This is a genomic window from Burkholderia sp. WP9 (assembly GCF_900104795.1).
Classification (GTDB): Bacteria; Pseudomonadota; Gammaproteobacteria; order Burkholderiales; family Burkholderiaceae; genus Paraburkholderia.
In genome coordinates this window covers 2,433,641-2,453,011 of record NZ_FNTG01000001.1, presented here as the reverse complement: position 1 = coordinate 2,453,011, position 19,371 = coordinate 2,433,641, and the positions used below count along the sequence as shown (strand labels likewise).

At 63.3% G+C, this 19,371-nt stretch carries 18 protein-coding genes; 7 read left to right on the top strand and 11 right to left on the bottom strand.

Going from position 1 to position 19,371, the window contains the following annotated elements; all coding sequences use genetic code 11:
* Positions 1–13: 13 nt before the first annotated feature.
* Together BLW71_RS10930 and BLW71_RS10925 are read right to left on the bottom strand one after the other, a co-directional pair.
* Positions 14–772, bottom strand: coding sequence for an SDR family oxidoreductase (locus BLW71_RS10930; protein ID WP_091796257.1), 759 nt, complete (start codon positions 770–772; stop codon positions 14–16).
* Positions 773–823: 51 nt separating this feature from the next.
* Positions 824–2,263: an aldehyde dehydrogenase family protein gene (locus BLW71_RS10925; protein ID WP_091796255.1), complete on the bottom strand. Its 1,440-nt coding sequence runs from the start codon at positions 2,261–2,263 to the stop codon at positions 824–826.
* Between the two features lie 253 nt (positions 2,264–2,516).
* Between BLW71_RS10925 and ppa the strand changes: the two genes are divergently transcribed.
* Together ppa and BLW71_RS10915 are read left to right on the top strand one after the other, a co-directional pair.
* Positions 2,517–3,044 carry an inorganic diphosphatase gene (gene ppa / locus BLW71_RS10920; protein WP_091796253.1) on the top strand — a complete coding sequence of 176 codons (528 nt, stop codon included), beginning with the start codon at positions 2,517–2,519 and terminating at the stop codon, positions 3,042–3,044.
* 272 nt (positions 3,045–3,316) lie between these two features.
* The gene (locus BLW71_RS10915) at positions 3,317–5,416 is read left to right on the top strand and encodes an FUSC family protein (RefSeq protein WP_091796251.1); all 2,100 of its coding nucleotides are present in this window, start codon (positions 3,317–3,319) and stop codon (positions 5,414–5,416) included.
* A gap of 30 nt (positions 5,417–5,446) precedes the next feature.
* Here the strand turns inward: BLW71_RS10915 and BLW71_RS10910 are convergent, their stop codons facing one another.
* Both BLW71_RS10910 and BLW71_RS10905 read right to left on the bottom strand, forming a co-directional pair.
* Positions 5,447–5,773, bottom strand: coding sequence for a GIY-YIG nuclease family protein (locus BLW71_RS10910; RefSeq protein ID WP_091796249.1), 327 nt, complete (start codon positions 5,771–5,773; stop codon positions 5,447–5,449).
* A gap of 9 nt (positions 5,774–5,782) precedes the next feature.
* The gene (locus BLW71_RS10905) at positions 5,783–6,952 is read right to left on the bottom strand and encodes a GNAT family N-acetyltransferase (RefSeq protein ID WP_091800703.1); all 1,170 of its coding nucleotides are present in this window, start codon (positions 6,950–6,952) and stop codon (positions 5,783–5,785) included.
* A gap of 133 nt (positions 6,953–7,085) precedes the next feature.
* Here BLW71_RS10905 and BLW71_RS10900 point away from each other — a divergent pair, with 133 nt between their 5' ends.
* Together BLW71_RS10900 and glnK are read left to right on the top strand one after the other, a co-directional pair.
* Positions 7,086–8,774, top strand: coding sequence for an NAD+ synthase (locus BLW71_RS10900; RefSeq protein ID WP_091796247.1), 1,689 nt, complete (start codon positions 7,086–7,088; stop codon positions 8,772–8,774).
* A gap of 136 nt (positions 8,775–8,910) precedes the next feature.
* Positions 8,911–9,249, top strand: a complete 339-nt coding sequence (gene glnK, locus BLW71_RS10895) for a P-II family nitrogen regulator (protein WP_006048444.1) — start codon at positions 8,911–8,913, stop codon at positions 9,247–9,249.
* Between the two features lie 263 nt (positions 9,250–9,512).
* Here glnK and BLW71_RS10890 read toward each other — a convergent pair whose 3' ends face one another.
* The 5 genes from BLW71_RS10890 to BLW71_RS10870 form a co-directional block, all read right to left on the bottom strand.
* The gene (locus BLW71_RS10890; protein ID WP_091796245.1) at positions 9,513–10,664 is read right to left on the bottom strand and encodes a porin; all 1,152 of its coding nucleotides are present in this window, start codon (positions 10,662–10,664) and stop codon (positions 9,513–9,515) included.
* 589 nt (positions 10,665–11,253) lie between these two features.
* Positions 11,254–12,033, bottom strand: a complete 780-nt coding sequence (locus tag BLW71_RS10885; RefSeq protein WP_091796244.1) for an ABC transporter ATP-binding protein — start codon at positions 12,031–12,033, stop codon at positions 11,254–11,256.
* A 45-nt stretch (positions 12,034–12,078) separates the two neighbouring features.
* Positions 12,079–12,792 (bottom strand): ABC transporter permease, encoded by a 714-nt coding sequence (locus tag BLW71_RS10880; RefSeq protein WP_091796242.1) that lies wholly within the window; start codon positions 12,790–12,792, stop codon positions 12,079–12,081.
* A complete protein-coding gene (locus tag BLW71_RS10875; protein WP_091796240.1) occupies positions 12,789–13,478 on the bottom strand; it encodes an ABC transporter permease in 690 nt (229 codons plus the stop codon). The genes BLW71_RS10880 and BLW71_RS10875 overlap by 4 nt, the downstream gene beginning before the upstream one ends.
* A 300-nt stretch (positions 13,479–13,778) precedes the next feature.
* Positions 13,779–14,555 carry an ABC transporter substrate-binding protein gene (locus BLW71_RS10870; RefSeq protein WP_091796238.1) on the bottom strand — a complete coding sequence of 259 codons (777 nt, stop codon included), beginning with the start codon at positions 14,553–14,555 and terminating at the stop codon, positions 13,779–13,781.
* A 612-nt stretch (positions 14,556–15,167) separates the two neighbouring features.
* On the opposite strand from BLW71_RS10870, the gene BLW71_RS10865 reads away from it, so the two are divergent.
* A complete protein-coding gene (locus BLW71_RS10865) occupies positions 15,168–15,878 on the top strand; it encodes a pirin family protein (RefSeq protein WP_091796236.1) in 711 nt (236 codons plus the stop codon).
* Positions 15,879–16,049: 171 nt separating this feature from the next.
* Here BLW71_RS10865 and BLW71_RS10860 read toward each other — a convergent pair whose 3' ends face one another.
* On the bottom strand, positions 16,050–16,595 hold the full coding sequence (locus BLW71_RS10860; RefSeq protein ID WP_091796234.1) for a Spy/CpxP family protein refolding chaperone: 546 nt from the start codon (positions 16,593–16,595) through the stop codon (positions 16,050–16,052).
* A gap of 220 nt (positions 16,596–16,815) precedes the next feature.
* Here BLW71_RS10860 and BLW71_RS10855 point away from each other — a divergent pair, with 220 nt between their 5' ends.
* Both BLW71_RS10855 and BLW71_RS10850 read left to right on the top strand, forming a co-directional pair.
* Entirely contained in the window at positions 16,816–17,541 is a 726-nt protein-coding gene (locus tag BLW71_RS10855; RefSeq protein WP_091796232.1) for a response regulator, read from the top strand.
* Entirely contained in the window at positions 17,525–18,844 is a 1,320-nt protein-coding gene (locus BLW71_RS10850) for an ATP-binding protein (protein WP_091796230.1), read from the top strand. Before BLW71_RS10855 ends, BLW71_RS10850 begins: the two co-directional genes overlap by 17 nt.
* A 122-nt stretch (positions 18,845–18,966) precedes the next feature.
* Here the strand turns inward: BLW71_RS10850 and BLW71_RS10845 are convergent, their stop codons facing one another.
* Positions 18,967–19,233: a double-stranded DNA-specific endonuclease gene (locus BLW71_RS10845; protein WP_007175813.1), complete on the bottom strand. Its 267-nt coding sequence runs from the start codon at positions 19,231–19,233 to the stop codon at positions 18,967–18,969.
* Positions 19,234–19,371: the final 138 nt, after the last annotated feature.

Genomic DNA, 19,371 nt, shown 5'->3' with positions numbered 1-19,371 from the left:
GCCCGGCGCGGCGCTACACGCAGCGCCCGCCGTCCACTTCGAGACACACGCCGGTGATGAACTCCGCCTCGTCCGAGGCCAGATAAAGCGCAGCGTTGGCAATATCCTGCGGCGTCGAGAAACGCCCGAGCGGAATGCCGGCGAGAAAGCGCTGGCGATTTTCCGGCGTATCTTCCACGCCCATGAATTCGGACAGCAGCGCCGTCTCGCCGATCACCGGATTCACGCAGTTCACCCGAATCCGGTCCGGACCCAGCTCGACCGCCAGCGACTTGCTCGCGATAATCACCGCGCCTTTGCTACCGTTGTACCAGACGAGCCCGGGGCGCGGCCGCACACCCGCCGTGGACGCAATATTGATGAAGCAGCCGCCGCCTTGCTCGCGGAAATACGGCACGAATTCCTGCACGCTCCAGTAGATGCTTTTCACGTTCACCGCGTAGACGCGGTCGAATTCGGCTTCCGTGACTTCCATCACCGGCTTGTTGCGATGCGTGGTGCCGGCGTTGTTGACGACGATCTGCACGCTGCCGAAGTCTTCGAGCGCGGCCGCGCGCAGCGTCTGCCAGTCCTCGCGCTGGGCGACGTTGCCCGCCACTGCGATCGCCTTGCCGCCGGCCAGCGCGATTTCGCTCGCCACGCGCTCGGCGGCCGGGCCGTTCAGATCGTTGACCACCACGTTCGCGCCTTCGCGCGCGTAGGTCTTCGCAATGCCTTCACCGAAACCCGAGCCGCCACCTGTGACGATGGCTGTTTTACCTGTCAACCGCATGATGTCTCCGTTGTTCGTTGTGGATGGTGATGCCAGTGCGTGCCGCGCCCGCTAACCGTGCCGGATGGCAATGGTCTTCAGCACGGTGAACCCATAGAGCGCTTCGAAGCCTTTTTCGCGTCCGTGGCCCGAATGCTTGACGCCGCCGAACGGCAATTCCACGCCGCCGCCCGCGCCATAGTTGTTGATGAACACCTGGCCGGAGCGCAGGCGGCGCGCGAGCCGCATCTGCCGTGCGCCGTCGCGCGTCCAGATACCGGCCACCAGACCGAATGGCGTGCCGTTGGCGAGGTTCAAAGCTTCGTCTTCATCGCTGAACGACATGGCGGCCAGCACCGGTCCGAAGACTTCGTCGCGCGCGAGGCGGTGGCTCGCGGGCACGTCGCGCAACAGCGTGGGCGCCTGATAGAAGCCCGCTTCCGGCGCTTCGGGAATCACCTCGCCGTGCGCCGCCATGGCGATGCCGTCGTGTTGCGCATCGTTGAGGAAATCCCACACGCGACGCTGCTGTTTCGCGCTGATCAGCGGCCCGCAGTCGAGGTCGGCCTGCGAAGGGCCGACGCGCAACGCGTGAAACGCGCTGCTCAGCCGGTCGAGCAAAGGCTCGTAAATGGCCCGGTCGATCAGCACGCGGCTACCCGCCGAGCAGGTCTGCCCGGCGTTTTGCACGATCGCCGACACCAGCACGGGCAGCGCGGCGTCGAGGTCCGCATCGGCGAAAACGATTTGCGGCGATTTGCCGCCGAGTTCCAGCGTGACCGGCACGTGATTCTCGGCGGCCATTTGCGTGACGAGCTTGCCGGTATCCGGCGAGCCGGTGAACGAAATGTGATCGATGCCCGGATGACGCGCGAGCGCCGCGCCGGCTTCATGGCCGTAGCCGGTGACGATATTCAGCGCGCCGGCGCGTAAACCCGCCTCGGCGGCGAGTTCGGCGACGCGCAGCACGGACAGGCACGCATCTTCGGCCGGTTTGACGACGCACGCATTGCCGGCGGCGAGCGCCGCGCCCACGCTGCGCCCGAAAATCTGCATGGGGTAATTCCACGGCACGATATGGCCGGTCACGCCGTGCGGCTCGCGAATGGTCAGCACCGTATAGCCGGTCTGGTAAGGCAGCGTTTCGCCATGCAGCTTGTCCGCCGCGCCGGCGTAAAACTCGAAATAGCGGGCGAGGGCGGCGGAATCGCCGCGCGCCTGCTTGAGCGGCTTGCCGGTGTCGCGAGCTTCGAGTTGGGCGAGTTCCTCCTGGCGCGCGGCGACCAGCATGGAAAGCCGGTACAGAATGCGGCCGCGTTCGGCGGCGCTGGCTTGGCCCCAAGGGCCTTCGAACGCGCGGCGCGCGGCGTGCACGGCAGCGTCGATATCCGCCGCGGTGCCGCGTGCGAGTTGGGTAAAGGGTTGGCCGTCAGAGGGATCGAGTACGGCGATCGTCTCGCCGCCTGATGCGGCGGACCATTCGCCGCCGATGAAATGCCGGGCTTCTTCCATGCAGGCTCCTTGAGATGTCACGAGCACCGCGCGGCGGTGACGTGGTGTTCACAAACGAGAGGCACAATCGAGAGACGCCCGACGATTATCACCCCGATGATACGAGGGATGCCATTAGGTGATTGGCTATAATGGCGTATTAAGCACTGTCCGGCCGCAGCGCCGCTGCTCGAGGCGAGTTTCACGTTGCATCCCCTTCGAGCAAGCGCGCCGCACGCCGTGTTCCGAATTCCATCCCGACCAGAGAGCGCTCATGAGCTTCAATAACGTCCCCGCAGGCAAAGACCTTCCGCAAGATTTCAACGTCATCATCGAAATCCCGGCGCAAAGCGATCCGGTGAAGTACGAAGCCGACAAGGAAACGGGTCTGCTCCACGTCGATCGTTTCATCAGCACGGGCATGCGCTATCCGGCTAACTACGGCTACATTCCGCAAACGCTGTCGGGCGACGGCGACCCGGTCGACGTGCTGGTGATCACGCCGTTCCCGCTGCTGGCTGGCTCCGTGGTGCGTGCCCGCGCACTCGGCATGCTGCAAATGACCGACGAATCCGGCGTGGACGCGAAGCTGGTTGCCGTCCCGCACGACAAGGTCTGCCCGATGACCGCCAACCTGAAGTCGATCGACGACGTTCCGTCGTACCTGAAAGATCAGATCAAGCACTTCTTCGAGCAATACAAGGCGCTGGAGAAGGGCAAGTGGGTGAAGGTCGAAGGCTGGGCGGATATCGACGCCGCGCACAAGGAAATCACCGAAGGCGCGGCGAACTACAAGAAGTAAGCTGCGTTACGTTTGGTGGGCAAAAAACCGCGCGAGCCTGCAAGGGCCGCGCGGTTTTTTCATTTGCAAGTCGAAGCGGGAGGGCGGCGCGTTACATAGTCTTTAGAAAGGGCGCATAGACGCAGCGCATCGATTGGATGAACCGAATGCATTTTTATAATTAGGGGTAAACCCTTATCATGGAGCAGCCGCCCGTGCTGACCTTGTTGCGCCGGCTTTTCTCGATGCGCTGATGCGGCGCCAATCCCTGTTCTTCTGAGCCCACCGTCCGGATGCTGAATCGCAAGTCCAACCCGTCGTCGTCTTCGCAGCGCTGGTCGAACTGGCTGTATGCCGTCGCGAGCGCGATCTACCGCAAGCGGCCGGTCTGGATGGTGTCGTTCTCGACGAGCGAGGCCAGTCTGTCGGAAGGCTTGAGAGCGGCTTGCGCATCCACGGCCATGCTCGCGCTCGGCAATGTGCTGCATGAACCGATGTTCGCGTGGGCCGCCATTGGCGCCTTCTGGACCTGTCTCGCCGATGCCGCCGGCTCCAACCGCGCCCGCTTTGCATCGATGATGGGCTTCGCGGTGCTGTCCACGCTGTGCGGTGGCTTGACCTCTTTCGCGTCCGCAGAGGGAACGGTGGTCGCCGCGCTCGCGGTGCTGCTGTTCACGAGCCTCGGCGCGTTCGGCCGGATCTGGGGCGCGGCCACGTCGCAGGTGACGATTCTCGTGGCGACCGCGTGCGTCGTGATGGTCGACCGGCCGATGCATGATGTGCGGCAAGGTATGGCGTTTCTCGGTATCTACCTGGTCGGCTGCCTGTTCGCTGTCGCGCTGAGTCTGACGGTCTGGCGCATTCATCCGTTCGGCACGAGTCGCTCGACGCTGCGTGCCGTCTATCTGCGTCTGGCCGATATCGCGCTGGATAGCGCGCGGCTGCTCGAACGGCGCGCGGCGCGCGGCGAGTGGGCCACGCATGCCGCGAAGTTTCGCGCCGATGCCCGAGCCGCGCTCGAACGCTCGCGCAAAGTGCTGGCGCGGGTGCCCGCTTCGAGAACCGGCGGCCGCGAAACCTACGACACGCTGCTCGGCTTGCTCACCGATGGCGAAGCGTTGTTCGCTTATCTGATCGCCGTGTCCGGCGCCTGTGAGCGAGCGCCGGATAACGCATGGCGCGCGAAACGCGCGGCGCGACTGCTGGCCGTGATGGGCGACTTGTTGCGCGACATCGGCGCGGCCGTCAACGATGCGCAGTGGGAACGTCTGACTGCGTTGCAATTGCGCTTGCGGCGCTTCGCGAAGCGGCTCGAAACCGCGTTGTCAGAACCTGTGTCACTAAAGTCCGATTTCGAACTGGTCGACTTCGCGCCGGTGTATGCGCAGCCCGAAGGTTGGCGCGACAGCGCGACGCGCCTCTTCACGCGCATCTGGGCTACGTTCAAAGCGAACCTGTCGGTCGAATCCGTCGGCTTGCGGCATGCGGCCCGCGTCGGCGTAACGACCTCCGCCGGCTTTCTCGTGATTCGCGCGCTCGGGCTGCCGTTCGGCTACTGGGCGACCATGGCGACGCTGCTGATCTTGCAGCCTTCGATTGCCGCGACTTGGCCGCGCAGTATCGAGCGGGCGGCGGGCAGCATCGTCGGCGGCGTGTTGGCGGCGGCGATCGGCTACGCGATTCATTCGCCGCTCGGCATTTCCCTCGCGGTGTTTCCGCTGGTGATGGCGACCATGGCGCTGCGTCCCGTCAGCTACAGTCTGTTCGTGCTGTTTCTCACGCCGACCTTCGTGCTGGTGGCCGACTTCGCGACGCCGGGCGCCAGCGAATTCGTTTATGCGATCACGCGGCTCGGCAACAACGTGCTCGGCTGCGTATTGGCGCTGCTGGCCACGTTCTATCTATGGCCGACGCGCGAAAAGATCGACTATCGCGCGTATCTGGGCGAAGCGGTGCGCGCCAATCTCGCGTATCTGCGAGCCGCGCTGGCGTCGCCTCGCCGCAGCGAGAAGGATATGGAGCGCTTGCGCCGGGCTGCCGGTCTGGGCAGCAATAACGCGGAAGAAGCGATCGGCCGGATGCGCCTTGAGAAACTCGAGGACTCCATGGCCGATACGGTGACGCTGACGGTGCTGAGCGTGTTGCGCAGGATGGCCGGCACCGCGACGCAACTGCGGCTGAGTACGAACCGGCGCGATACGCACGACGAACTCGACGCTTGGATCGCGACCGTGAGCGCGGATATCGATGCCGCGTTGGATCGGACCTTGCGGCCGGTGCGTCACGCGCTGCCGGCGCGGGATGGGCTGACTTCGCTGGAAGCGGATGCGGTGGGGGAGCTTGCGTTGATGCATCGGCTGCTGAATGAGCGGATGCGGGAGGCGAGGGGGTAGCGAGCCTGAACGAAGCCGAACGGCCCTCGTTCAGGACGCGCCGGTCACCTGCTCCGTCGCCTCATCAACAACCGCTTCAGGCTCCGGCAACGGCATCACAGACTCAAGCGTGCGCAATCCCGCCGCCAACGCCCGCTTCTCCGACGCCGCGAGCCGCTTGACCCAATACTCGGCGCGCGACGCGCTCGACCGGTCCGTCAATTCAAACGACGCCAGCACGCGCAACGGCTTGCGCGAACGCGTATAACGCGCGCCTTCGCCGCTGACGTGTTTGTCGAAACGCGCCTGCACATCGACGGCAATGCCGGTATAAACGCTGCCGTCCGAGCATTCGAGCAGATAAAGAAACCACGCCATAAACGCGCTTCAGCCTTTGAACGGATTGTGTTCGCGCAGCTCATCCACATACGCGTGGATGCTGTTCTTTTCGTTGTCGAGAAAGTGGCCGACCGCATCCGCGAAAGCAGGGTGGGCGAGCCAGTGCGCCGAGCGCGTCACCGTGGGCAGGAAACCGCGCGCCATCTTGTGTTCACCCTGCGCGCCGCCTTCAAACGCGCCGAGCTTTTCCTCGATGCAGAATTCGAGCGGCTGGTAGTACGCGGTTTCGAAGTGCAGGCACGGCACGTGTTCGAGCGCGCCCCAATAGCGGCCATACAGCGTGCCGCCGGTTTTCGCGTCGCGCTGATACACCACGAGCGAACTCGCGATCGGCTTGCCTTCGTATTCGGCGATCACGAGCAGCAGATTCTCCGGCATCGACGCGCCGATCATCCGGAAGAAATCGAGGTTCAGATACGGACTCGAAAAGTGCTCGCGATATGTCTGCCGATAGCACTTGCTGAAGAAACGCCAGTCCGCGTCCTGAATGTCCTCGCCGCGAATCCGGCGCATCGTCACGCCGGCCTCCTGCACTTTGCGCCGCTCGGCGCGAATGTTCTTGCGCTTCTTCTGTTCGAGCGTGGAGAGGAAATCGTCGAAGTCGCGGTAGCCGTCGTTCAGCCAGTGAAACTGCACGCCTTCGCGTTGCATCATGCCCATGTCGGTGAGCGCATTGGCTTCCGTTTCGGTGGGAAACAGCACATGCAGCGACGACACGTCGGCCTGCTCCGCGAACGCCATCAGCGTGGCCGCCAGATGCTTGAGCGCATGCGTATCCGCCGATAACAACCGGTTGCCTTGCACGGGCGTGAACGGCACCGCGCACAGCAGCTTCGGGTAATACGGCAGACCGTTGCGCTTGTAGGCGTCGGCCCAGGCCCAGTCGAACACGTACTCGCCGTACGAGTGCCCCTTCAGGTACACCGGCGCGGCGGCCACCAGCTTGTCCGTGCGCGGGTCCGTCAGCGTGACGAATTGCGGCGCCCAGCCGGTATCGGCGACCGCGCAACGGGTCGCATGCAGCGCGCTCAGGAACTCGTGCCGCAAAAACGGCGTGGGCTGCGACTGCTGGGCGAGGAGGGCATTCCATTCGGCGGCGTCCACCTCGGAGGGCGACGCCAGAATGCCCGTGCGATAATCAAAGCGTTCCTGGTTCAATCTGTGTGACTGTTCCCAATGAGCGGCGCGGCGCATCAGGCGCTACGTCGTTCGTTTATCCGATTTGTCCATTCCGTCGAGCTAACCAGCCGCGGTACTCGCAAGCCACGTCGGCTTGCCTGTCGATCCTGCCATGAAGACCCGAATCGCTCTTGCCCAAATCAATGTCACCGTCGGCGACTTCGCCGGCAATGTCGAAAAGATTGTCGCCGCCGCGCGCACCGCGCACAACGGTGGTGCGAAGCTGCTGATCGCGCCTGAACTCGCGCTCTCCGGCTATCCGCCCGAAGATCTGCTGCTGCGTCCCGCGTTTTATGCCGCGAGCGCGGCGGCGCTGGCCGACCTCGCTGTGCAACTGAAACCGTTCGCCGGCCTGCATGTGATCGTCGGCCATCCTTTCCGTGACGTGGCGCACGGCCATGGTAATGCAAACGCGCCGATCGAGCGCGGCGTGCCGCCGGTCGATACGTTCAACGCGGCGTCGCTGATCGTGGATGGCGAAGTGCGCGGCACGTATCGCAAGCAGGATTTGCCCAATACCGAGGTGTTCGACGAGAAGCGCTACTTCGCGTCCGACCCGCAGCCGTTCGTGTTCGAACTCGACGGCGTGAAGTACGGCGTGGTGATCTGCGAGGACGCATGGCATGCGTCGGCGGCGCAAATGGCGAAAGCGGCGGGCGCGCAAGTCGTGCTGATTCCGAACGGCTCGCCGTATCACCTGAACAAGGAAGCGGTGCGTTTCGACATTCTGCGCGCGCGGATTCGCGAGACCGGCCTGCCGATGGTCTACGTGAACATGGTCGGCGCGCAGGACGAACTGGTGTTCGACGGCGGCTCGTTCGTGCTCGACGCGCAAGGCGAACTAGTCGCCAAGATGGCGCAGTTCGAGGAAGCGACCGCGATCGTCGAATTCGAAAACGGCAAGCCGTTGCCCGCGGCGATCGCGCCGGATCTGTCGATCGAGGCTCAGGTTTATGCGGCGCTCGTCATGGGCGTGCGCGACTACATCAACAAGAACGGCTTTCCGGGCGCGCTGATCGGGCTGTCGGGCGGCGTGGATTCGGCGCTGGTGCTGGCCGTTGCGTGCGACGCGCTCGGCGCGGACCGCGTGCGCGCGGTGATGATGCCCTCGCGCTACACGGCGGACATTTCCACGACGGACGCCGCCGAGATGGCGCGCCGCGTCGGCGTGCGCTACGACGAAATCGCGATCGCGCCGATGTTCGACGCGTTCCGCAGCTCGCTCGCGGAGGAATTCGCGGGCCGCGCCGAAGACGCCACCGAAGAAAACATTCAGGCGCGCATTCGCGGCACCTTGCTGATGGCGCTGTCGAACAAGTTCGGCTCGATCGTCCTGACCACCGGCAACAAGAGCGAAATGGCGGTGGGCTACTGCACGCTTTACGGCGACATGGCCGGCGGCTTCGCGGTCATCAAGGACATCGCGAAGACGCTCGTTTATCGGCTGTGCCACTACCGCAACCAGGCGACCACCTTCAGCAAGCAGGACATCATTCCCGAACGGATCCTGACGCGCGCACCGTCGGCGGAACTGCGCGAGAACCAGACCGATCAGGACAGCTTGCCCGAGTACGAAGTCCTCGACGCGATCATGCGCATGTACATGGAAGAGGACCGCTCGCTCGCCGAAATCATCGCGGCGGGCTACGCGGTGGAAGACGTGAAACGCGTCACGCGCCTCATCAAGATCAACGAGTACAAGCGCCGCCAGGCGCCGATCGGCATTCGCGTCACGCATCGCGCGTTCGGGCGCGACTGGCGTTATCCGATCACGTCGCGCTACACCGAACCGGTGGAGTGAGCCGCGCCGAACCCTCGGCCGATCGCTGCGGACTCAACCAAACCACGCGCCGGATTGCCGCAACGCATCCGGCGCGGCGTAGAATAAAAATCATCCATTTCCCTTTCACTCTTCCAGACACGAGACGAGGTCCGCCATGAAGCGCATCACTGCAGTCATCAAACCGTTCAAACTCGACGAAGTGCGCGAGGCGCTCGCTGAAGTCGGCCTCACCGGGCTGACGGTGACCGAGGTCAAGGGTTTCGGCCGGCAGAAAGGCCATACCGAGCTCTATCGTGGTGCAGAGTACGTGGTCGACTTTCTGCCGAAAGTGAAAATCGAAGTGGTGGTGGCGGATAACCAGTGCGATCAGGTGATCGACGCGATCATTGGCGCGGCGCGCACCGGCAAGATCGGCGACGGCAAGATTTTTGTCGCCGACGTGGAGCGCGTGATCCGCATCCGCACCGGCGAAGAAAACGAAGCAGCGGTTTGAGAGCCGCCTGACTTCGCCGCCTCGAAGCAGGGACCGGGCGCGGCGGAATCAACCCACTGCGCTCACAAGCGCGACGTGAGCCGAGTCTGCACCTTAGCGGTGCGCCAAGGCAGAAGGCAAAACCGTCCGCTCAAATAAAAAACGGTGCGATACCCTTTCGGACATCGCACCGATACGCGCCTCTCGCAGCAGCGTGAAAAAGATTCTCTTGAAGAATTCTTGACTACACCCCGGAGGAAGTTCCTCCGGGGAACACCGTTCGATTAGAACGAGTGTTGAATACCTGCGTACACGCCAGTCTGGCTGTGACCCGGCAGCGGATTGTCCGTGCTGGTTGCCGTACCTGCGTTGTTGGCATTCAGGCCGTAGTTAGCCGTCTTGCTGTTTTGCGTCGTTGCAACCTGGAGGTCCAGCAGCGTGCGCTTGGACAGGTTGTACGAGCCGCCGACCGTGTAGATCGTCGCATTGCCCGCGCCATTGTTGCCGTTCACGTGGTAGACCGCAGCGATCAGCGCCGCTGCCGGCGTTGCTTGCCACGTCACACCGCCCCATTCGTGATCGAGCGTGGTCGGCTGGCCCGGCAGAACGTTCTGTGCACCTGCCGAACGAACAGCCTGGTAAGCAGCCTGAATCTTGAACTGACCCAGGAACACGTTCACGAGAGCCGAGTATTCACGCGATGCTGCGAACACGCCGTTACCGATGTTGGCCGTATTGACCGCGCTTGCGTTCGGGCCGTACAGGGTGCCGTTAGCCGGATTGCGGATTTCGTCGTAAATACCGCGAACCTGGAACAGCGAGTTCGTGTAGGTGACTTGTGCGCCAGCTTCGCGACCTTGAGCGGTCGTGCCGTTGCCGTTCCAGCTCGTTGCGTTCGACAGCGCGTATTGACCGTAGAAGTCAAAGCCCGCGATCTTCGGCGACTGGTAAGCGAAGTTGTTGCTCGATTGCGGCCAGTTGCGGCCACGCACCAGCGATGCCGACGACCAGTTCGATTGACCGAACGGGTCGAAGTCCCACACGCCGTTCGAGATGTACAGCATGCGACCCATCGTGAACGTACCGTACTGGTCGTTCGACAGGCCGACAGTTGCCCAACGATTGAAGAGACCGCCGCCGCCAGGGCCTGCACCCGTCATGGTGTTGAAGGAGCCTTCCAACTGGAACAGGACCTTGTTGCCGCCACCGATGTCCTCAACGCCCTTCAAGCCCCACAGGCTGGTACCCCAGTCGCCGCTTTCAGCGCGCCAGCGGTTCGTGCTGCCAGTTGCCTGACCATTTGCACCCACGCCTTGCGGAACGCCCGTCATGTACTCAATACCGGCGTCAAGGCGGCCGTACAGCGTCACGCTGCTTTGGGCGTGCGCAACAACACCGGCTGTCATCAGCGCAGCGGCGAGCAAAGCTTTCTTCATCTTCTCCTCCATACCCTGTCAAAAAGTGAAACCCAGTACTGCGAATGGTGCTCGGCCGCGAGTTGCGCCGAACAGAAATCGGTACCAGGGAGATTAGCGGGTGGATTGGGTCTCCTGCCGTGACGTGTAGCCTTGGGGCTATCTGGTCGTCATGCCGATCCCTCGCCGACCGGTTCTCCTCTGTGCTTTGAAGTAAAACTACTTTTAATGAACTTTGTTTTGCTACTTTGGTTACTAATTTATCAAAAATACACTTCACTGGGAGAAGAAATTAGTACCTGCCTCGATCGATGTCTCCAAATTGCAATAAGAATGTGCGGGACGGCCCGTCGCAACACCGGCGAAAATCGTGAAAACCCTTATGCGACAAGGGAATCACGGTTCGGCACGGGTAGCGTTAAGGATTGCCACTATTGACGCCTTAGATGCGGCAGAGTAGGGCGAAAAGGAGGGAGTTCGAGGCAGGCGGAGGCGGATTTCGTGGCCGAAAACGCCGGAATGCACAGGTCACCGAAACAAAAAAGGCGCCGGTAAGCGCCTTGTAATACTACTTCGACTACAGCCCAGATAATGGGTTATTCGTGCGCCGTTATTTGAGGCTGCCGGAGAGGAATTGTTTGAGCCGTTCGCTCTTCGTGTTCCTGAACACTTCGTCGGGATGGCCTTCTTCTTCCACGCGGCCTTGATGCAGAAACATCACGTGATTCGACACGTTGCGCGCGAACGCCATTTCATGCGTGACGACGATCATCGTGCGGCCTTCTTCGGCGAGCGTCTGCATGACCTTGAGCACTTCGCCGACCAGTTCGGGGTCGAGCGCGGAGGTCGGTTCGTCGAACAGCATCACATCCGGATGCATGGCCAAGGCGCGCGCGATCGCCACGCGCTGCTGCTGGCCGCCCGACAGATGCGACGGGTACTGTTTTTCGAGGCGCGGCGCGAGCCCGACCTTTTCGAGGTATTCGCGCGCGCGCTCTTCGGCTTCCTTGCGCTTCAGTCCCAGCACGTTCACGGGCGCCTCGATGATGTTCTCGAGCACGTTCATGTGCGACCACAGGTTGAAGTGCTGGAACACCATCGACAGCCGGGTGCGCACGCGTTGCAGCTGCTTCGGGTCCGACACGCGCAACGCGCCGTTCTTGCCGATCTGCGTGCGGACTTCTTCGCCATCCACGAAGATGCGGCCGGAGTTCGGCTGTTCGAGGAAGTTGATACAGCGAAGCATCGTGCTCTTGCCCGAACCCGACGAGCCGATCACGCTGATCACGTCGCCGGCATTGGCCCGGAGCGACACGCCCTTGAGAACTTCGTTGTCGCCGTACTGTTTGTGAAGCTCATCGACGAAGAGCTTTTGCTTCTTGGTGTTCATCTGAATCCTTGGGCGTGCTGACTTACTGAGGCGCGGTGCCTTGGGTTACTTGCCTTGCGGCCGCAGGTAAGCGAGCCAGCGGCGCTCGGCGCGGCGGAACAGCCACACGAGCGCGAACGAAATGCACAGATAGAGCAGGGCGGCGATACCGAACGCATTGAACGACTGATACGTTGCGGAGTTAACGTCGCGCGCGATCTTGAGGATGTCCGGCACGGTCGCGGTAAACGCGACGGTGGTGGCATGCAGCATCAGGATCACTTCGTTGCTGTAGTACGGCAACGCGCGGCGCAATGCCGAAGGCAGAATCACGCGCCGGTACAGCGTGAACGACGACATGCCGTAAGCGCGTGCCGCTTCGATTTCTCCATACGGCGTCGCCTTGATCGCGCCGGCGAAAATCTCGGTGGTGTACGCGCAGGTGTTCAGCGTGAAAGCGAGCAGCGTGCAATGCATGCCGTCGCGGAAGAACGCGTTGGTGAGCTCGTGATTGCGGATGATCTCGAGGCTGTACAAGCCGGTGTAGCAGAGCAGCAGCTGCACATACAGCGGCGTGCCGCGGAAGATATACGTATACAGCCACACGAGACCGGCGAGCCACTTCTTCTTCGACACGCGGGCTACCGAGAGCGGAATCGACAGGCAGAAGCCGAGCCCGATCGACACCACCAGCAGCCACAGCGTGATCGCCACGCCGGTGATGCGGTAGCCGTCGGTATAGAGGTAATTGCGCCAGTATTCCTGAATGATCTCGATCATAGATCCGCCTTTCGCACGCCGGTCGAGTAACGCTTTTCGAGGTACATCAGCACGAAGTTGGACACTGTGGTGATGACGAGATAGATCGCCCCTGCGAACAGGGTGAAGAAGAAGAACCGCAGCGTGCCCTTGCCCGCGTCCTGCGAAGCCTTGACCACGTCGGCGAGGCCGATGATCGACACCAGCGCGGTGGCCTTGACCATCACCTGCCAGTTATTGCCGATGCCGGGCAGCGCGAAGCGCATCATTTGCGGGAACATCACGCGGGTGAACACCTGCCAGCCGGTCATGCCGTAAGCCGAGCCGGCTTCGAGCTGACCGCGCGGCACGGCGAGAAACGCGCCGCGGAAGGTCTCGGTGAAGTACGCGCCGTAAATGAAGCCGAGCACGGCGACGCCGGCCACGAACGGATCGATGTCGATCTGATCCCAGCCGAGCAGGTCGGTCAGGTTGTTCAGCCAGATCTGGATGCTATAGAACAGCAGCAGCATTAACACCAGATCGGGCACGCCGCGCACGAGCGTGGTGTAGACGGTGCCTACGCCGTTCGAGATGCGGTTTTTCGACAGTTTCGCCGCCGCGCCGAGCAGGCCCAGCACGAAAGCGAACGCCAGCGACAACACCGCCAGTTTGACGGTTTGCCAGGTGCCGTTGAGGAGCAGCGGGCCGTAGCCTTGAAGGAACATAGGGGGTCCTTGACGATGCGTTTGCGACACACCGCGAAAGACGCGGCCAACTCTGCACCGCGTTTGCCGCGAGCTGGTGGCTCGCTGTGACCTGCGGCGCACAGCGCACCGCTGTGCAAATCATGACTGCATGGCCGTTGCCGGTCTTGCAGCGCGCTTTTCGACTCTTGGGGTGAAGCTACGGGTGAATCTACTGCCGACTGTATTACGAAGCCTCGCGAAAGCCCATGCGGGCGTGCCCCGAGTTTCGTGGGTGCTGCTTCCGGTGCCCAGGCTCAGTGTCCGGGCACCGGTCCGGACTCAATGACCAGGATAGATGTCGAAGTCGAAGTACTGCTTCTCGAGCTTCCTGAACGTGCCGTCCTGATGAACCTGCGCCAGCGCCTGGTTGAACATCGCCTTCAGCTCGGCGTCGTCCTTGCGCAGGCCGATGGCCGTGCCTTCGCCGATCGTCTTCGGATCCTTCACTTCGGGGCCGGCCCAGCCGAAGCCTTTGCCGCGCGGCGTCTTCAGAAAGCCGGCGTCGGCCTGTACTTCGTCCTGCAACGCGGCGTCAAGACGCCCCGAGGCGAGGTCGGCGTACACCTGATCCTGATTCTGGTAGGGCACCACGGTCACCCCTTTGGGCTCCCACCAGACCTTGGCATACGCTTCCTGCGTCGAACCCTGCTCGACGCCGACGCGCTTGCCCTTCAACGAGGCCGCCGTGGGCAGCAGCGGTGAACCTGTCCGGGCGATCATGCGGGCGGGGGCGTCGAACAGCTTGTCGGAGAAGTCGATCTGCTCGCGGCGCTTGTCCGTGATGGTCAGCGACGACACGATCGCGTCGAACTTCCTGCCCTTCAACGCGGGAATGATGCCGTCGAGATCCTGTTCGACCCACACGCATTTCACGTTCATCTTCGCGCACAGGGCGCGGGTCAGGTCGGCGTCGAAGCCGACCACCTGGCCGTTGGGGGCCATGGATTCGAACGGCGGATAGCTGGCGTCCACCCCGATTCGCACGGTCTTCCACTCTTTGGCCATCGCGCCGGTGGCCATGACCGCCAAGGCCACGCACAGTGCGAGCTTCTTCATGTTTCTCCTGGGTCAAACTGATCGTCGTGGTGCTCCGATCTCGACGACCGCCGGTTCGTGGCCGGCCGTCGCTATTCTAGGCGGTCAAAATTGTCGCGCCGCCCGCTGATCCTGCTTCGCGGCGAGCCGCGTCCATTTGATGCCGCGATGGAGTCTGGCGCGGGTCTGGAACCCGCCGCTCATCCATCACGGTCCGCCGTGGCGGGCCCGCTGACGTGCCTTCGGCGCCCACGCAATCTCGAAAAGCGCGGTATTTTACCCGAACAGGGACGGGGCGCCAGTGCGGGGCGCCTGCGGCGGTGAACTGGCGGGTGCGGACGTTGTGCGAGCGCGACGCTGCTGTTCTTTGTAGACCGTGACCGGTCGTGCTTGCCACGAAACCGCGACGCGTGGGTCTCGCGGTCTGCGGGGCGCGTGGCGCAATTCAGCCCAGATTCGGCCTCGCAATCGCGCTATGACGTACCCTGCGCAACAACGAAACAGCGACGCCCACCGCCAACTGAGCCGATTGCACTCATTGATGAAACGATCCGGTGCACTCACGCCGATTGTTTAGCGCAGGCTCTGCCCATACATTCTCGACATCGCCATTTACTCACCGGGAGTTCCTCCATGTTCGAGATTCGCCGCTCCGAAGAACGCGGTCACGCCAACCACGGCTGGCTCGACTCGTATCACAGCTTCTCGTTTGCCGACTACCGCGATCCCCAGCACGTCCACTTCGGCCCGCTGCGGGTCATCAACGAAGACCGCATCGCCGGCGGACAGGGTTTCGGCACGCACGGCCATCGCGACATGGAGATCGTCACGTATGTGCTCGAAGGGGCGCTGGCCCACCGCGACAGCATGGGCAACGGCTCGACCATCCGTCCCGGCGACGTGCAGCGCATGAGCGCCGGCACGGGCGTGCAGCACAGCGAGTTCAACGCGTCGCAGGACGAACCGGCGCACCTGTTGCAGATCTGGGTGATTCCGCAACGCGCGGGCGACCAGCCGGGCTACGAGGAAAGGCGCTTCGACGCCGCCGACAAGCGCGGCCGTCTGCGCGTGGTCGCTTCGCCCGACGGTCGCGACGGCTCGGTGACGATTCACGCGGATGCGTCGATTTACGCGGCGCTGCTCGATGGCGCGGAAACGGCCACCTTCGCGCTGCCCAAAGGCCGGCTCGCGTACGTGCATGTGGCGCGGGGCGCGGTGACGGTGAACGGCGAAGCGCTGCGCACGGGCGACGCCGCCAAGCTCAGCGAAACCGACACGGTGACACTGGAGAAGGGCGATAACGCCGAAGTGCTGCTGTTTGATCTTGGGCCGCTGAACGGCTAAGTCGCAAGCTGCCGGCTAGCGTGGCCGTCTTCGCATAAAGGACGATCGACGCGCGCGCTGCGAGCCCGCTGTGTAACAAAAGAAACGCCACGGAAGGCAACCTCCGTGGCGTTTTTGCATCTGGCAGAGCAGGCGGCCGCGCCAGCCGCTTGCCTGCCGTGAACTGTCTACTTACTGATTGGCCGCAGGCGCCGATGCCGGCCCCTTGCGATGCTCCCAGCGCTCGTGCATCTTTTCATGACGCGACTCCATCTTCGCAAAGCGCTGTTTGAGTGCCGTGCTGACGGTGGTCTTCTGCTGGTCGTTCAGGCCGTTATAGAACTTGAGCCACGCGTCCGTGGTTTGCTGACGCAGTTGCGTGTCTTTCTGCTCGACCTGCTGGTGTGCGGCGGCCATGGCGTTCAGGTCCAGAATCGGCTGCTGCTGCGCGGCCTTGAACTGGTCCTTGATCTGGTCATGGTTGGCGCGCATGGCCTCGTGGTTCTGCTTCATGGTGTCCAGCGCGGCTTGCCACTGCTTTTCCTGATCCGCGTTCAGCTTCAACTGGTCGTGCAGTTGAGTCAGTTCCTTCATGAAGTGGCCGTGCCAGCCGCCGGGACCGCCGGGGCCGCCGGGCCCGCCATGGTCAGCGGGTTGTGCGGCATAAGCAGCGCCCGCGCCGATGGCGAGAGCGGTGGCGGCAACGGCGAGAACGCGCGACATCTTTTTGGTGGACATGTGAGACTCCCTGTAATGGAATAGCCGACGATGCAACCGGTTAAAGTGAACGGCCTGCATTCGGTAAGACACAGCGTAGAGAACTGCGCGATTGGCTGTGTTACGTGGCTGGACGCGGACGTTACGGCACATTACGCATGCCTTTCACCGTAACACCCGGTAACCCTTGAGGCCCGTCTGAAATCGAAAACCCTTCCTGCTGCGCGTTAAACTTCATCCCATGGCTACTCAAATACTTGTTGTCGACGACGACGTCGAATTGCGCGATCTGCTGCGCGACTATCTGGCCCGTCAGGGCATCGAAGTATCGGTGCTGCACGACGCGGGCTCGCTCGAGCGCAGGCTCGAACGCGAGCGTCCCGATCTGATCGTGCTCGACCTGATGATGCCGGGCGTCGACGGGCTCACCGCGCTGCGCAAGCTGCGCGCATCGGGCGACGACATCCCCGTGATCATGCTCACGGCGCGCGCGGACGACGTGGATCGCATCGTCGGTCTGGAGCTCGGCGCGGACGACTACCTCGGCAAGCCGTTCAATCCGCGCGAGTTGCTGGCGCGCGTGCAGGCGGTGCTGCGCCGCCGCCGCACGCTGCCGTCGGCGGCGGCGCCGGAACAGCGCGAGCCGTTCAACTTCGGCCGCTTCACGCTGGATTTCCAGTCGCGCACGCTGCATCTGGAAGACAAGCCGCTCACGTTGTCGGGCAGCGAATTCGCGCTGCTGAAGATTTTCGTCAATCACCCCATGCGCACGCTCACGCGCGAGCGCCTGCTCGAACTGCTGCACGGTCCGGAATACGACGGCACCGACCGCGGCATCGACGTGCAGGTCTGGCGTCTGCGCCGCATTCTCGAAACCGACCCGTCCACGCCGCGCTTCATTCAAACGGTGCGCGGCCGCGGCTACGTGTTCGTGCCCGACGGCGAACAGCATGCGCCGTCCCATTGATTCGCTGTTCGGACGGCTGGCGCTGCTAGTCGTCGCGGTCCTGCTGCTGTCGCATTTCGCGTGGTACTCGCTCATGCGCCTCGAGCGCAGTCAACTGCAAACACGCTACGCGGTCGAGGAAGCCACCTTCCTCGTCGACGCGGTGCGTCAGCACGTCGCCCGAACACCGGATCAGCCGTTGCCGTCACGCGTGAAGCTGGTCGATCCGGCGAGCCCGGAAGTGCCGCCGGAGAGCGCGGACATGCCGCCGCCGCTCGAACGTTTCGTCGAAGACGTGCGCGACCGCATGCCGTCTGGCACGCAGGTGCGCGTCGGTGTGCCGGGCCTTCCGCCCACGCTGTGGGTGCGTGCCATCTCCGATCGCAGCTGGATCGTGGTGCCGGTGCAGCCGTTGCGCACGCCGCGCTCGCTCGATCGCACGGTGTTGTGGCTTGCCATCATTTTCTCGTTCGCGGTCATGGCGGCGCTCTTCGCCGCGTGGGCGCTGCAGCAGCCTTTGCGCTCGCTCGCCCAGGCGGTGGCGCGCTTCGGCCGCGGCCTGCCGGTGCCGCCGGTGCCGGAGCGCGGCCCGCGTGAGTTGCGTCAGCTGACCCACGGTTTCAATCAGATGGTCCAGGAAGTGGCGCGCACGGAGAACGACCGCGCTGTCATGCTCGCAGGTGTCGCGCACGATCTGAAAACGCCGCTGGCGCGTTTGCGGCTGCGCGCCGAGATGATGGACGAAGTAAAGGTGCGCGACGGCGTGGTGCGCGACGTCGATTCCATGACGCATATCGTCGACCAGTTTCTGGTGTTTGCGCACGACGGCGCCGATCGCAGCGAGCCCGTCGAAGTGGACGCACAGTGCGAGCGCGTAGTGCGCAGTTATCGGGCGGTGGCGTCCGGCGCGCCCACCGTGCAGACCGAACTCAACGCGGGGCCGGCGTTCCTGTTGCCTGCCGCCACGCTCGACCGGATTCTGTCGAACCTGCTCGACAATGCGCACGCGTACGGCGCCCCGCCGATCGTCGTGGCCACGGCGCGTACTGCGCAAGGCTTCACCTTGTCGGTGAGCGACAACGGCGGCGGCATCGCGGCGCAGGATCTGATCAACGCCAGCCGGCCCTTCGTGCGGCTCGATCCGGCGCGCGGCGGCAACGGCCATAGCGGCCTGGGGCTCGCCATTGTCGAGCGCTTGGTGCGGCGTGCGGGCGGGGAATGGGAAATCGGCAACCACGGCGGCCGTGGTTTGCGAGTCTTGATGAGCTTTCCGTTCGAAGTGTTGCCGCGGGTAGCAGCAACCTCGGAGAATGCCTGGTCGTGAATGGCGACTGGCGACTGGCGATTGGCGACTGGCGATTGACGGCGCGGCTCGAACTTGAGCCGCCCGCACCGCGCGCCGCGATTTGAACGCAAGGTTCGCAGGCGCGGCCAGACGGTGGCGCGCTAATCTGAAAACAACGTATTCAGCGCATTCGCCGCGTCGCTATCCACGGTATTCCACGTCACCGTTTCGGCTTCGAAAATGTAATGCGTGGTGTATTTGCCGAGCCGCGCCAGGATCTCCTCCTGTATCAGTTCCGGCGCCACGTCCAGCTTCAGATACCACGCGGTGGACGACAGGCGCGTCTGGAACGCGCCGTATTCGGCCAGCAGATGGTCGAACGCGTCAGCATCCTGATCGCGACAGACGATGACCAGATTTCCCTTCATGCGAATCTCCGTAAGAGCGGTAGCGGCAACCTCGATATCAAGGTCGATCATACCTGCTTCACTACGAGACGCCCGAAGGCGGATCTTGCGTTGAGTCAGTTTCTTGCGTACTGGCCGAGGCGCCGGCGGCCGTCGGCG